Below are 14,001 nucleotides of genomic sequence, written 5' to 3'. Positions count from 1 at the left end.
AGCGCGTTTTACGCGAGTTGGCAAAAATTGGCAATAGTCTCAAGTTGAGCCGCATAACCGACATAACTGTGATCGCCACCTTCGCTCAGTTTTATTTCGGCGCCCTGATAATAGTCAAGCGCAAGACGGTAATCTAACACTTCATCGCCGCTTTGCAACAACAGCAGGTAATTCTGTGGCTGTTGCAACTGCGCTGGCATCAACTGCTTGAGTTGGTTTATCTGGGCTGGAGTAACATCAAAATGCTGTTGCAATACCGGGTGATAATAGCGGCCCAAGTGTTTATTTAATACCGTATGCGGCGCTACCGCGGGGTTAATTAAGCAAGCTCGGCAGGCCAATTGTTCGGCTATACAGGTTGCCAGAAAGCCGCCCAGTGAGCTGCCAATTAATGCCACATCACGCCGCGTGCCAATATGCTGCTTAATTAATGCCAACGCTGCAATGGGCTCATAAGGTAAATCCAGGGCGGCATAGTCAATATGACGATAATTCCGGGCAAAAAAGGCGCTGGTTAACAGCGCTTTTTCCGATTGCGATGAACTGGCAAAGCCATGTAAATACACTACTTTTTTATTCATTAACATTACTTTTCTTTAATTCTAACCGGCGGGACAGTCGACAACATCCCACTGCTGTTCAGGAGCTTCCTCTGCGGCACGTGCCACTACATTGTATCCGGTGATTTGCGCCAACCCCTACTGCGATTTTACCGCAAATTGGTAACTCAGCCGAACGCCAGCTCGCGGTTAACATAGCCCTGAGCGCTACACAACTTTAACCAATCACGTAGTAGCAGATTAATCTGACGTTTTTCATCCGGCAGCAGCATTTCCAGGTTTGGATAATCATAACGGGCTTTAAACCGGCTGATATGTTGGCATGCCAGCACTTCAGCTACCTGGGCATCATGATAAAGCCGCACGGTAAATTGTGGCCGGAAAAACTGCCCGGCGCCAAGCAACTCAATTTGTAAGGTGGTGGTAAAGCGTGCAACATCGGTCACGCTAAGGCGATAACAATGCTGCTCGGTGACCTGAATGTCGACACTGTGGCCACACTCAACCTGCGCATGCAGGTAACGATTAAGTTGGGCGTAGTTGCGCTCACACAACGCCAGAAAATCCGGTAATTTTGGCACATATTTTTGCCGTTTAAACCACACGCTATGCCCCCCAGATCTGTTTCACCTTGTCAATATTCAGTGCCAGCCACTGCAACGCAATAACACTGGCCGCATTATCAATTTTTTGTTCAGCCAGTAGCTGCATCGCCTGCGCACGCGGTAATACATGCACTTTAATATCTTCGTGCTCTTCGGCCAAACCAAACACCCCCGCCGTTACCGGTTGTGTTAAACGGCCAAGGAACAACTGAATACGCTCTGTGGTGCCGCCCGGACTAGATAAGTAGCTAAGCATAGGCCAAAGCTCGGTAATTGTTAACCCAGCTTCCTCTTCAGCCTCACGCTGCGCCACCTCACTTGCGCTCTCGCCGGGCTCTACCATGCCCGCAATCGCCTCTAGCAACCAAGGGCTATGACTACTTGGCATAGCACCAAGCCGAAACTGCTCAATTAACACCAGTTCGTCGGTTTGCGCGTTATACGGCAAAACCACCACCGCATGGCCACGCTCAAACATTTCGCGCTGCATCACTTCACTCCAACCGCCAGCGAACAAACGATGGCGCAGGCTGTAGCGTTCTAAACGGAAAAAACCCTGAAAAACCGTGCTTTTATCGAGAATCTCTACATCATCTGCATGAAATGACGGATACTGGCTCAAGTTAACATCAGACATATCTGTACTCACATTCTGTTACACTCTTGCGGGTAACTTTACCGTTTAATGATTACCTAGTTTACCGTAACAGAGTATTATTCGTGCAGTTTCCTTTTATACGGCCAGGATTGGTAAAAATGAAAAAGACCTTATTAAGCACTTTGTTAGCCACTAGCTTTGCTATGTTCAGTGTGCATGCCGTTGCTGACGATCTACAAAGCATTTATCAGCTCGCCACACAAAAAGACCCACAATTGCTAAAAGCCGCCGCCAACCGCGACGCTGCCAAGCAAGGTATAGATGTGTCAAAGGCCAGTTTACTACCACAGGTAAACTTAACCGCTGGTTATGGTAAATCAGTATCTGAGCGCACCACAGTGTTAGAAAGTGGTTTAGTTGTGTTTGACAATGAAACCACAGGCTGGAATGCCCGGGTTGGTTTGCAGCAATCGCTGTTCGACTGGAGCAACTGGAAAAATCTTGATACTGCCGAAAAGCGCGCACTGCAAAGCCAGACTAATCTTGATGCCGCTATTCAAACCTTAATTGTGCGAACCTCGCAAACCTATTTTAATGTGTTAAAAGCGGTTGATGATCTGGGATTTGCAGAAGCCGAAAAACGCTCTATTGAGCGCCAGCTAGAGCAAACTAAGCAGCGGTTTGCAGTAGGCTTAACCGCAATTACTGACGTGCATGAAGCTCAAGCACAATTTGACAGTGCCGTAGCACGTGAAATTACAGCGCAAAATAGCCTGGAGACAGCACGCGAAGCATTACGCGAAATAACCGGTCAGTACCACGCTGAGCTGGCCAGTTTAAATACCGACAAGTTCTCAACACAGCCACCTTCACCGGCTACAGCTGATGAGTGGGTTAAACTGGCTGAACAAATGAACCTCAGCCTGAAAGCCAACAAACTGGCATTGGAAATTGCGGATAACGACATTGAGCGCGCCAAAGCAGGGCATTATGCCACGGCCAGTTTGGACGCCTCATGGTCTACCAATGACAATGACGTTAAAAATACTATTGGCGGGCAAACAACCAATACCAATGTGCCAAGACTGGATAGCAAAGAGATTGGGGTTAACCTGTCTGTGCCTCTGTACAGCGGCGGCGCTACCATGGCTCAAACTGAAGTAGCCCGCGCAAACTATGTGGCGGCCAGCCAGGATTTAGAGCTGAGCTATCGCACAGCAGTGCGCCAGGTACGTAGCTCGTTTAACGATATTAATGCCAATATCGCTACCATTCGCGCATTGGAGCAAGCGGTAATTTCTGCTGAGAGTGCTTTAAACGCGACTGAAGCCGGTTTTGAAGTGGGTACCCGCACTATTGTTGACGTATTGCAAAGCACCCGTAACCTGTTTGAAGCCCGCCGCAACTTATCAGGCGCGCGCTACAATTATGTTATTGCTATCCTGACGCTGAAACAAGCCGCCGGCAATCTGTCTGAACAAGACTTACTGGGCATTAATCAGGCTTTAGCTAACTGATTAGATACCGGTTCACCGCACCCGCGGTGAACCTCCTACCAGTTTTCGCTGTCCCCCCCGCTGAATTTGGCTACAATAGCGCATTATTTTTTGCTGAGGATATCGCGTGGTTCAAGCTCCGCAATTTAGCTGGCGCTTCTTGTTGCCAAATTATTGGTTATTATGGCTTGGCGCCGCGTTACTTTGGCTAGTTAGCTGGCTACCCTATTCGGTACTGATGGCGATAGGCGCAGGGTTTGGCCGTTTGCTGCATAACAGCTTAAAATCGCGACGCAACGTAGCACGGCGCAATATCGAGCTGTGCTTTCCAACTATGCCGGCCGCGGAGCAGGCAGCATTGGTTAAACATAACTTTGAAGAAACCGGCAAAGCATTATTCGATACCATTATCGGCTGGTGGTGGCCAAACTGGCGGATTAGAAAACTGGCGCATTTTAACGGCTATGAACATATACAATCTGCCGTGGCAGAAGGCAAAGGTGTGCTGCTGCTGGCCGCTCATTTTTTGCACTTAGAAGCCGCAGGCCGGGTGTTTGGTTTAACCCATCCCAGTGTTGGTTTTTACCGGCCACACAATAACCCGCTAATGGATTACTTGCAGTACCATGGTCGCATTAAAGCCAACAAATATATGGTGGGCAAACGCGATGTAAAAGGCTTGGTCGCGGCACTTAACCAACAGGAAGTCTGCTTTTATTTGCCAGATCAGGATTATGGCCGCAATCGGTCTGAGTTTGTGCCGTTTTTTGCCGTAGCCGATGCCGCAACAACCACAGGTACGCTATTATTTGCTAATGCTGCCAATTGTGTGGTTATTCCGGTTGTTACCAGCAGGCTGGAGGGTAACCGGGGTTATCAGGTTGATGTGTTGCCAAAGTTGGCGCAATTCCCCAGCGGGGATGACAAAGCCGATGTGACCAAGGTCAATCAGTGGGTTGAGCAAGCCGTGTTGCGCCATCCTGAGCAATATATGTGGCTGCATAGACGTTTTAAAACCCGGCCTGATGCCACTGCTGCATCTTTATACAAACGAGGCTGACTTATGTGGTTCTGGATCCGTAATATCATATTGTTGTTGCTACTGGGTGGTATTGGCTATGTACTGCTAACCAAACCAGACTTAATACTACGCACAGATAAAGTTAATCAGGCCGCTGCAGGCTTTAGCGAGTTTTATAGTAAGGTTCGCGGCTCGGTGGCAGATGGCGCGCGTGAATTATCCAAGTTCAAACTTACCCTGCCTGATACCAGCGATAAACTGACGCAAACCTTGCAGCAAAGGGCGTTAGTGGTGGTTCCCGGCAAAGACGACTGGCGAGGCAAGGTAACAGATCGGCGTTTTCGCGAAGGCGATACCGTTAAAACCAAACTAGCAGAGTATGCCCGTGCAGAAGGGGTAGAACTGTTTTGGACCTTGCCACGTGACTATGTTATTAAGCAGTATTTTCAGGTTAATGGCAGCCTAATCGCCACAGTGCATCAAATTGCCCAAGCGATTGCACCCGATTTTCAGTCACCGGTATTATCGTTTTACTGCCCCAAAGAGCGTGCAGCAGTAATTACCGATAAGACCAATGAGCATTTAACACAGCACTGTGTCGCAACCCAAAACGACGTCCCGGCACAGTAGTGACAGTGTAATAACACATTAATGGCCGCGCACTAAGCATGCGCAAACAGCTGCTGCCACGCCAGTTCCACCGTCTGCTTCGCCTCAGCTAAAGTGTCGGCAGCGGGTAAAGCTGCCGGCGCAAGTGTCTGACGATGGCCCGCACCGCGCAACAACTGATACGCCCGCTGTAACGCCTCCACTTGTGGCGAGGGTAATAAGCCGCACTGCGCGGCCGCATCCAGGATGCGGATATTATCGCTATAGCGATACAAGTCCGGATGAGCAGCGCCCTGCGACAGCACCAAATACTGGCTAATAAACTCCAAATCGACAATACCGCCAACGCTGTGTTTCGGATCGTCTGTTTTGCCAGCGTGATGCTGGCGTAATTTTTCCCGCATTTGCAGCACATCTTGCAGCAATGTTTTACTGTCACGCGCCAAGCAAATAATGTGCTGGCGGATGTGCTCAAAACGCTGACACAAGGCCGCGCCACCATAAATAGCTCTGGCCCTTACCAACGCTTGATGCTCCCAGGTCCAGGCTTCGTGCTGCAGGTAGTCGGCATATGTATCGATGTTAATCGCTAGCAGGCCTGAGTTACCAGATGGACGCAACCGCGTATCCACTTCATACAATACGCCGCTGTTAGTGCGGGTGGTAAACAGATGCAGAATTCGCTGCACTAGCTTTAGATAAAACTGTTTTGAATCAATAGCGCGTTCGCCCTGCGTCGGCCCCTGGCTGACGCAACTGTGCACAAACACCAAATCCAGATCCGAGCCATAACCCAGCTCCAGCCCACCGAGTTTACCGTATGCAATAACCGCCAGCCCCTTATCCTGATCTGTGGCACCATCAGGCAAGCCATAGCGCTCGGTCATTTGCTGCCAAGCCAGCTCAACGACCTGCGCCAGCAGTACTTCAGCTAACCAGGTTAAGTGATCTGACACCTTCATCAAGGGCAATACACCGCTAATGTCGGCAGCCGCAATACGCAATTGCTGCGCCTGTTTATATTGGCGCAGCGTTTCCATCAACAATTCAAGATCATCAGCTGGCACCCGCAATAATTGTTGCCGCAGCCGGTCCTGATAATCGGCTTGCGTTGCCAGCTGATACAACTGTGCCGGATCGATAAGTTCATCCAACAACATCGGGTAACGCGCCAGGTGCTCTGCCAACCAACCGCTTTGATTGCATAATAAAACCAGCTGCTGCAATGCAGGCGGGTTTTCAAATAGCAGTTCAAGATAGGCGGTGCGTGTAACAATTTGCCGGAACACCCCCAGCACGCGAACCAAGACCGCTGGCAAACAGTGCTGCTGCTGCAACATATGCAATAACAACGGGATTAATTTGGCCAGAAAATCACGACCTCGCGGCCCGACGCTGCGCTTTTGGCAGTCTTGCTTAAATTGCTGCAGCTGGCTTATTAGCTCTACGGCCTGAGCGGTGTCTAGCCAATCTAACTGGCTGGCAAAGTCTTCTGCTGGCTGCTCGCTATCCCATATTAGTCGCCCCAAGGTAATTTCCTGCTGCTCCAACTCTTCGCCGCTGTCTATCACTTGTTTAAAATGCTGGTGCACACGCGTCATGGCGAGTGCGACTTGCTGCTGCAGGGTCGGCCAACTGTCAAGGTTTAGCGCCGCCAATAACTGCGCACGCGGTATATCGTCCTGTGGTAGCGTTTGGGTTTGCTGATCATCTATACCTTGTAATGCCTGCTCTACCCGGCGTAACAATAGATAATCCTGTCGCAATTCCTCTGCCTGCTCTGGCGTTAAAATCTGTTCATCTGCCAGTACTGTGAGCGCGGTTAACAGAGAGGGTTGCTGCAGCGCAGGAATACGTCCACCGCGGATCAATTGCAATGTTTGCACTGTAAATTCTACTTCGCGAATACCGCCAACACCGAGCTTAATGTTATCGCGACGGTTTAACCGGCGGTTTTCCTGTTCAATTTGCTGTTTCATCCGCCGTAACGACTCAATCGCTGAAAAATCGATATAGCGCCGGTAAATAAACGGTTTTAATAGTTGTTGCAGCTCGCTACTGTGGAAACCATCCGGGTTCAACACCCGGGCTTTTAACATGGCATAGCGCTCCCACTCGCGGCCCTGTTCCTGGTAATAATCTTCCATCGCAGCAAAACTCAGCACCAACGGGCCGCTATCACCAAAGGGACGCAGCCGCATATCAACCCGGTACACAAAGCCATCAGCGGTTACCTGGTGCAAAGCCGCGATAAGTTTTTGCCCCAGCTTGGTAAAAAATTGTTGGTTTTCGCAACTACGCCGCCCACCTGCGGTTTCGCCGTTGGCCGGATAAGTAAAAATTAAGTCAATATCAGAGGAGAAATTCAGCTCAGCACCGCCCAATTTACCCATGCCGAGAATTAATAACGGCATCGCCTCACCCCGTTCGTCCTGTGGCGTACCCCATTGCGCACTAAGCTGTTGATAAGCCCATTGATACGCTGCGTTAATGGTAACGTCGGCCAAGGTCGAAACCTGCTGTAAACTACTGCAAATTGGCTGCAATTGCAGAACATCTGCCGCCAGAATGCGACACAGCTGTATATTGCGATAACGTCGCAAGCAGGCAAAAGCGGCCGCTTCATCCAATAGCGCCAACTCTGGCGCCGTGCCATCGTCACTGTGTAAGGCACGCAACAGTTGCTCAGAGCAAGTAAACTCGGCCAGGTACTGCCCTTGCTGCTGCAAGGTGCGGCCTATAAAACTACTGGCCATCAACAAGCGCTTTAGCTGCTGTTGCGCCTCGGCGTTAAGTTGCTCAACATCAAGTTGCGATAACATCTGGCTTAGGTGAGGTTGCAGCTGTTGCTTGGGTTCGGTCATCAAAAGCTCCACTGTCGCGCCGGTATCAAGTTAGGGGTTTTGGTACAAATAGGCTGATACTGCCAGCAGCAGCTGCTGATACTCTAAGCTGGCAAATGCAGTGCCATCCAGCAGAACCGTGTGCGCCAAGGTAGCACTGGTGGTTTGCCACGCACCCAGCTGCGGTATGGTTGCGACAGACCGCGCTAAGGCCTGCAGCGCATTCCCCGCCACCGCCAACGCAGCATTGTTTCCGGCTTCATAACAAGCTTCAGCTTGTTGTGTTGCACGAATTTGCGCCAGCAAAGTAACCCCAGCTGTGTCGGGCAATTTAAGGCTTTGCTGCGCGCGCAGCGCATAACCGCGCGCCGCTTTACTCTGCCAGCCTGTACGCAGGGGTAGCTCAGTCACCAAATTGCCCGCCAGGGTAAACAATTGCTCTGCCTGGCCACTCAGCAATTCAAGCTCCAGTTCTGCAATAGGCTGGCGCTTACCAGCAGCGATAATTTCACCCTGATCGTAAGCCACTTCAATCTCAGTGTTATCAGCCAGGCGCAACAGCCAGCTTTGCCGAATAAAATCGGTACGAAATAACTCCGTTAGCTGCAATTGCAGCGTCGCAATGTCAGAGGCCGGCGGCCAAATTTCTGCCGGGAATGCAGCTAAATCAGGTACGACACCAGCGCAAGCCACATTATATTCTGGCCGCATTTGCATAGCGCCGTGCTGTTGCCCGGCCAGTTTAATGGTTTGCTCAAACTGCCCCTGCTTTTGCCGGGTGCGCAGGCCCATATCATGCCGACGAAACCAGTTATCGCCAGTATCAAAGTACGCATTTAACAAACTATGTTGGGCGCTGTGAACAATTTGGCCAACTTGTGGCAGTATTTTCTGCAGCTGGACCAGCTCGGTGCCAGGTAGCAAAAACTTCAGCTCTAGTTCAGTACTCATTGGTTACTCTGTTGTTTTCATTGCAGCGACCAGGCTTGGCAACTGCGTTTAAACCTTGTCAATTGCGGCGCAACTCCCTATCATCCAGGGTATTGGCTGCAAAGCGGTTTTACTAAATAAGTTCAGGATACCTATGTTCAGATTAATTAAAAGCACCCTGCTGGTATTATTTTCTGCCAGCTGGCTGACCTTTTCCATGCAGACCACTGCACAAGAATCGGCTAAACCCGCTTTTATCAGTGACGCCTTGTTTGTTTACCTGCATTCAGGCCCAAGCAATCAGTACCGTATCGTCGGCACGCTAAATGCAGGGCAAAGCGTAACGCATCTAAGCACCGACGCCGATACCGGTTACGCCCAGATAGAATATGAAGATGGCAAAACCGGCTGGCTGCCAAAAGAGTATGTAACTTACACGCCAGGCCTGGTTAGCCAGTTAGAGACGTTAAAAGCTGAATATGCCAATCATAATGAAGCACAGATGTCATTGGTGCAACAACGCGACCAGCTAAATGCACAACTGAATCAAGCAGTTGCTGAGCGGCAAACCGCACTGGAGCAATTAGAACAAGCTAACCGCGCTTACGAGCTACTAAAAGTTCAGGTGGAAGCGACACAAACCTCTATCTGGCAGAAGCCGATGGTGCTTGGCTCGCTAATTTTACTGGCAGGTTTGATATTTGGTCTGTTATTGCCAATGTTAATGCCCAAACGCCGCGACAACGAACGCTGGATGTAAGCCGCAGTAACGTCAATTCAGCCCGCTGCTGGCGGGCTGTCGGATGCCTTCAACGGTAAACCTTTGTCATTTTTCACCTGCTCTATCACTACATAGGTATGAGTTTGCGCTACGCCTGGCAGGTCGACAATTAATGCCAATATGCTGCGATAAGCATCCATGTTCGGCAGGCGTAACTTCAGCAGATAGTCAAAACCACCGGCCACCATATGGCACTCCGCTACCTGAGGTATATTAACCACCGCATCACGAAATTGATCAAACACTTCACTGGTGGTTCGGTCTAGTGTTACCTGAATAAACGCTGCGGTGCCAAAACCCAATTTGGCGGCATTTAGCCGGGCGCCAAAGCCATCGATATAACCCTCTTTTTCAAGCCGCTTTACCCTGTCAATACAAGGGCTGGCGCTTAAATTGACCTTTTTTGCCAGGTCAACATTAGCAATGCGACCATCGCGCTGCAGCGTATCCAGAATACTAATATCTATCCGGTCCAGCCCTTTACTTTTAACAGGTGTACTCATGGCAGCAACTTTTCTGGTTTAAGAGGATGTTGTCAGAATTATATAGGGTTAAACGATAAAAATAACCACCCTATGCTGCAGACATTTCACTAAAATGCCGCCTTCTCAATTGTTGTCAGGAAGCTCACTGCCATGTTGTATAACGGTTCCCTGGTTGCTACCCAACCGCTGCGTCAAACTATTCGTGATTTTTACCGTGCCGATGAAGATTATGTGCTGGGCTATTTGCTGCCACTGGCTGACATTGGCGTAGCAGCACGCAGCCGTGCATGGGAGCGGGCGCGCTTGCTGGTAACGAGCATTCGCCAGGCTCAGGTGGGTAAAGGCGGCGTAGATGCCTTGCTAAATGAGTTCTCCTTATCGACAGAGGAAGGTTTGGTGTTAATGTGCCTGGCCGAGGCGTTATTGCGGGTACCGGACAAAATTACCGCCGACCGATTGATCCGCGACAAGCTATCACAGGGTGACTGGAGCTCACATCTGGGCAACAGCAGCTCGGTGTTTGTTAATGCGTCGGCATGGGGTTTACTGCTAACAGGTAAGCTGGTGAACTACTCTGACGAGCAAAAAAAGCAACAATTTGGTCTGCTAAAGCGCACCTGTGGCCGCTTGGGTGAACCCGTGATCCGCCAGGCAGTACGTTATGCCATGCAGATTATGGGCGCGCAATTTGTTATGGGCACCACAATAACGGCAGCGTTAGAACGTGCCACGGCGATGGAAGCTAAAGGCTTTCGCTATTCTTACGATATGCTGGGCGAAGGCGCCCGTACAATGGCCGACGCAGACCGTTACTTTGACAGCTACATGCGTGCCATAGACACTATCGGCAAAGCAGCCAACGGCCGCGGCCCATTCAACAGCCCAGGCATTTCCGTTAAGCTATCAGCGATTCATCCTCGCTATGAATTCAGCCACCGTGACCGCGTAATCAACGAATTAGTACCACGGGTAAAACAACTGGCACTGGCAGCCAAGGCGTTTGATATTGGCTTTACCATTGATGCTGAAGAAGCTGACAGGCTGGATTTGTCACTGGATATTATCGAAGCGGTATTCAGCGATCCAGCCCTCGATGGCTGGGAAGGCTTTGGTTTGGCGGTGCAAGCCTACCAAAAGCGCGGCATCCAGGTAATTGAGTGGTTGCGCGAATTAACCGTAAAGGTTGGCCGTAAAATGATGGTGCGGCTGGTAAAGGGCGCCTATTGGGATACAGAAATAAAGCTAAGCCAGCTGGAAGGTTTTAGCGACTTCCCGGTATTTAGCCGTAAAGCATCAACCGATGTGTCGTACCAGGCCTGCGCGAAAAAAATGCTCAGCTACCGCGACAGCATTTACCCGCAGTTTGCCACTCATAATGCCTACACCGTCGCCTGTATTATGGAGATGACCAAAGATTACACCGGGTTTGAATTCCAGCGCTTGCACGGTATGGGCGATGCGTTGTACGACGCCATTGTCATTAACGATAAAATCCCCTGCCGCATTTATGCACCGGTTGGCGAGCACTCTGACTTGCTGGCCTATCTGGTTCGCCGCTTGCTGGAAAACGGTGCCAATAGCTCGTTCGTGAATAACATTGTCGATGAAAGCATTCCGGTAGAGTCGTTGCTAGCCGATCCGGTTGAAACTGTACGCAGCTGGAGCCAGGCGCGGAACCGGCAAATTCCGTTGCCTGCCAATTTATACGGCAGCGAGCGGCAAAACTCTAACGGTCTGGATTTAACCGACATTGATCAGCTGGAAAGTGTTAAAACCGTGATCAGCCTCTGGTTTGACAGCATTAAACAGCTGCCAGTACCACGTGACGCACTACCGGTGACTAACCCTGCGAATCTGGACGAAATTATCGGCTATCTGCACTACGCCGATAAAAATGCCATGCAACAAACAATGGCACAGGCTGATAGCGCTTTTGCCAGCTGGTCACAAACTGATGTTAGCGAGCGTGCTGCGCTGCTGCGCCGGGTTGGCGATGCGCTGGAAGTACACCGTAATGAGCTACTGGCATTGTGCATTAAAGAAGCCGGCAAAACCCTTGGCGACAGCGTGGCCGAGGTACGCGAAGCGATAGATTTTTGTCGCTACTATGCGGCCCGCGCTGAAGCATTATATGCTCAGCCACAGCAGGCCAGAGGGGTGTTTTTATGTATCAGCCCGTGGAACTTCCCACTGGCGATTTTCTTAGGTCAGGTAGCAGCTGCTATTGTTACCGGCAACACCGTGGTAGCAAAACCGGCCGAACAAACCAGCTTAATTGCCATGCGCACACTCGACATCATGCGCGACTGCGGCATGCCAGAACATGTGGTGCAATTGGTTATCGCGCCAGGTCGTCAGGTCGGTGAGCACATTGTGCCCGACAGCCGAATTCAGGGCGTAATGTTTACTGGTTCAACCGAAACTGGCTGCTGGATTGCGCGTAAACTGGCAGAACGGGGTGGCGAGCCGATACCCTTTATTGCTGAAACCGGCGGCCAGAACTGTATGATTGTCGACTCCACTGCCCTGCCGGAGCAAGTAGTGGATGACGTGATCTCGTCTGGCTTTCAAAGCGCGGGGCAACGTTGCTCAGCACTGCGGGTGCTGTTTTTACAAGAAGATGTGGCTGATAAAATAATCACCATGTTAACCGGCGCCATGGCGCAGCTGCATGTTGGTGATCCGCAATGGCTCAGCACCGATTTAGGCCCGGTTATTGATGCTAAAGCACATGAACGCCTAACCAGCCATGTTCATTATTTGGCAGACAAAGCAACCCTGCACTACTGCTGTGACATACCGGCTGGTGACAGGCATTATTTCTTTGCCCCACGTTTGTATGAAATCAGCGATCTGACGGTGCTGGAGCGCGAAGTGTTTGGCCCTGTGGTGCATATTATCCGCTTTAAGGCTGAGCAGCTCGATGACGTAATTAAGCAGATAAATGCTACCGGCTACGGCCTTACCATGGGCGTACACAGCCGGATTGAACAATTTACCCAGCGCGTAGCACGCGACATTAAAGCCGGCAATATCTACGTTAACCGCAATATGATTGGCGCCGTAGTTGGCGTGCAACCTTTTGGCGGTCGCGGTTTATCCGGTACCGGCCCCAAAGCGGGTGGCCCTTTGTATTTAACCCGACTGGTAAAAGATAATACCGATGTCAGCTGTGCAGCGTTAAGTGCAGACAAACGCCAGCGTCTACTCAGTGAGACCACCAGTAGCGCAGTCGCCTATGCTATGCCGGCTGCGGCCATTGCCCAGCGGCAATGGGCTTTACAGGGCATAAACCAACGCACCTCTGTACTGCGCCAGTTTCTGGCCTCGCTAGCCGCGAATACCGTAGTCAGCAAACAGGAACCCGATCTGGAGCAAGTATTAACCCTGGCGCAGCAAAAACTGCAACGGGTTGAACGAGAACTGCAACAGCCTATCACCCTGCCCGGGCCAACGGGGGAAAGTAATTGCCTTGTGCTGGACCCGCGCGGCATTTTGGCGCTGGTAAGGGATGACAGTAGCGCCTTTAGCTATTGGCTGCTGGCCATTATTACCGCACTGGCAGCGGGTAACGCGGTTATTACCGCGGTGGAAGAAGCTGATCTCCCCGAAGCAGAAGCCTGTATTAAAGCCTTATTACAGGCCGGCATGCCGGCCCATTTACTGGCTGTAGTGCGGCTAGATTGTTTAACCACGTTATTTGCGCAGCCAGATCTGGCTGGTGCCATGATAGATGTCGGCAGTGCTGTTAAACCGCTATGTGCTGAATTGCTGGCAGCGCGTGAAGGCGCAATTCTGCCATTGATCACCGCTCCGGCTGGCCAACGTTTATTGATGCGTTTAATTACCGAGAAAACCATCACTATTAATACCACTGCTGCAGGTGGCAACGCGTCGTTAATGACAATGGCCGACACCGCGCACTAAATAAGTAACCGGCCCTGCTATGTACCCATGATAAAGCCCGCGATTGCGGGCTTTATGCTATGGTATATCTGACCACATCGCGATATTTTGACAAATTATCGCGTTGTTAATTTATAGTTAAGCTGATTAAGTTACACTGTTATTTT

11 protein-coding genes are annotated in these 14,001 nt (G+C 50.7%); 5 read left to right on the top strand and 6 right to left on the bottom strand.

Annotation, left to right across the window (positions count from 1 at the left end):
- Positions 1-8: 8 nt before the first annotated feature.
- From I4W93_RS12250 to nudF, 3 genes are all read right to left on the bottom strand, one after another.
- Entirely contained in the window at positions 9-581 is a 573-nt protein-coding gene (locus I4W93_RS12250) for a YqiA/YcfP family alpha/beta fold hydrolase (protein WP_205311504.1), read from the bottom strand.
- A 146-nt stretch (positions 582-727) separates the two neighbouring features.
- A complete protein-coding gene (locus I4W93_RS12245; protein ID WP_224673417.1) occupies positions 728-1,141 on the bottom strand; it encodes a DUF1249 domain-containing protein in 414 nt (137 codons plus the stop codon).
- 25 nt (positions 1,142-1,166) lie between these two features.
- Positions 1,167-1,802, bottom strand: a complete 636-nt coding sequence (gene nudF / locus I4W93_RS12240; RefSeq protein WP_205311506.1) for an ADP-ribose diphosphatase — start codon at positions 1,800-1,802, stop codon at positions 1,167-1,169.
- A 119-nt stretch (positions 1,803-1,921) separates the two neighbouring features.
- Here nudF and tolC point away from each other — a divergent pair, with 119 nt between their 5' ends.
- The 3 genes from tolC to I4W93_RS12225 all read left to right on the top strand — a co-directional run bounded on the left by tolC (position 1,922) and on the right by I4W93_RS12225 (position 4,910).
- Entirely contained in the window at positions 1,922-3,280 is a 1,359-nt protein-coding gene (tolC, locus tag I4W93_RS12235; protein WP_205311507.1) for an outer membrane channel protein TolC, read from the top strand.
- 106 nt (positions 3,281-3,386) lie between these two features.
- Complete coding sequence (lpxL, locus tag I4W93_RS12230) at positions 3,387-4,319, top strand: LpxL/LpxP family Kdo(2)-lipid IV(A) lauroyl/palmitoleoyl acyltransferase (protein WP_205311508.1); 933 nt, start codon at positions 3,387-3,389, stop codon at positions 4,317-4,319.
- A 3-nt stretch (positions 4,320-4,322) separates the two neighbouring features.
- Positions 4,323-4,910 carry a TcpQ domain-containing protein gene (locus I4W93_RS12225; RefSeq protein WP_205311509.1) on the top strand — a complete coding sequence of 196 codons (588 nt, stop codon included), beginning with the start codon at positions 4,323-4,325 and terminating at the stop codon, positions 4,908-4,910.
- 32 nt (positions 4,911-4,942) lie between these two features.
- On the opposite strand, the gene glnE is transcribed toward I4W93_RS12225, so the two are convergent.
- Together glnE and I4W93_RS12215 are read right to left on the bottom strand one after the other, a co-directional pair.
- On the bottom strand, positions 4,943-7,753 hold the full coding sequence (gene glnE / locus I4W93_RS12220; protein ID WP_205311510.1) for a bifunctional [glutamate--ammonia ligase]-adenylyl-L-tyrosine phosphorylase/[glutamate--ammonia-ligase] adenylyltransferase: 2,811 nt from the start codon (positions 7,751-7,753) through the stop codon (positions 4,943-4,945).
- Between the two features lie 30 nt (positions 7,754-7,783).
- Entirely contained in the window at positions 7,784-8,683 is a 900-nt protein-coding gene (locus I4W93_RS12215; protein WP_205311511.1) for a CYTH domain-containing protein, read from the bottom strand.
- 133 nt (positions 8,684-8,816) lie between these two features.
- On the opposite strand from I4W93_RS12215, the gene I4W93_RS12210 reads away from it, so the two are divergent.
- Positions 8,817-9,422, top strand: coding sequence for a TIGR04211 family SH3 domain-containing protein (locus I4W93_RS12210; protein ID WP_205311512.1), 606 nt, complete (start codon positions 8,817-8,819; stop codon positions 9,420-9,422).
- A 17-nt stretch (positions 9,423-9,439) separates the two neighbouring features.
- Here the strand turns inward: I4W93_RS12210 and I4W93_RS12205 are convergent, their stop codons facing one another.
- Entirely contained in the window at positions 9,440-9,946 is a 507-nt protein-coding gene (locus I4W93_RS12205) for an Lrp/AsnC ligand binding domain-containing protein (RefSeq protein WP_205311513.1), read from the bottom strand.
- A gap of 132 nt (positions 9,947-10,078) precedes the next feature.
- Here I4W93_RS12205 and putA point away from each other — a divergent pair, with 132 nt between their 5' ends.
- Positions 10,079-13,855, top strand: a complete 3,777-nt coding sequence (gene putA, locus I4W93_RS12200) for a bifunctional proline dehydrogenase/L-glutamate gamma-semialdehyde dehydrogenase PutA (RefSeq protein WP_205311514.1) — start codon at positions 10,079-10,081, stop codon at positions 13,853-13,855.
- The last annotated feature ends 146 nt before the right edge of the window (positions 13,856-14,001 follow it).

Source organism: Rheinheimera maricola (assembly GCF_016918075.2).
Classification (GTDB): Bacteria; Pseudomonadota; Gammaproteobacteria; order Enterobacterales; family Alteromonadaceae; genus Alishewanella; species Alishewanella maricola_A.
The sequence above is the reverse complement of the archived record's forward strand: the minus strand, read 5'-3'. Positions and strand labels throughout refer to the sequence as shown.

What these genes read in the sequence shown, in the direction of transcription:
- I4W93_RS12250 (WP_205311504.1), bottom strand. Translation starts at nt 581, where the DNA reads ATGAATAAAAAAGTAGTGTATTTACATGGCTTTGCCAGTTCATCGCAA.
- nudF (WP_205311506.1), bottom strand. Translation starts at nt 1,802, where the DNA reads ATGTCTGATGTTAACTTGAGCCAGTATCCGTCATTTCATGCAGATGAT.
- tolC (WP_205311507.1), top strand. Translation starts at nt 1,922, where the DNA reads ATGAAAAAGACCTTATTAAGCACTTTGTTAGCCACTAGCTTTGCTATG.
- I4W93_RS12225 (WP_205311509.1), top strand. Translation starts at nt 4,323, where the DNA reads ATGTGGTTCTGGATCCGTAATATCATATTGTTGTTGCTACTGGGTGGT.
- glnE (WP_205311510.1), bottom strand. Translation starts at nt 7,753, where the DNA reads ATGACCGAACCCAAGCAACAGCTGCAACCTCACCTAAGCCAGATGTTA.
- I4W93_RS12215 (WP_205311511.1), bottom strand. Translation starts at nt 8,683, where the DNA reads ATGAGTACTGAACTAGAGCTGAAGTTTTTGCTACCTGGCACCGAGCTG.
- I4W93_RS12210 (WP_205311512.1), top strand. Translation starts at nt 8,817, where the DNA reads ATGTTCAGATTAATTAAAAGCACCCTGCTGGTATTATTTTCTGCCAGC.
- I4W93_RS12205 (WP_205311513.1), bottom strand. Translation starts at nt 9,946, where the DNA reads ATGAGTACACCTGTTAAAAGTAAAGGGCTGGACCGGATAGATATTAGT.
- putA (WP_205311514.1), top strand. Translation starts at nt 10,079, where the DNA reads ATGTTGTATAACGGTTCCCTGGTTGCTACCCAACCGCTGCGTCAAACT.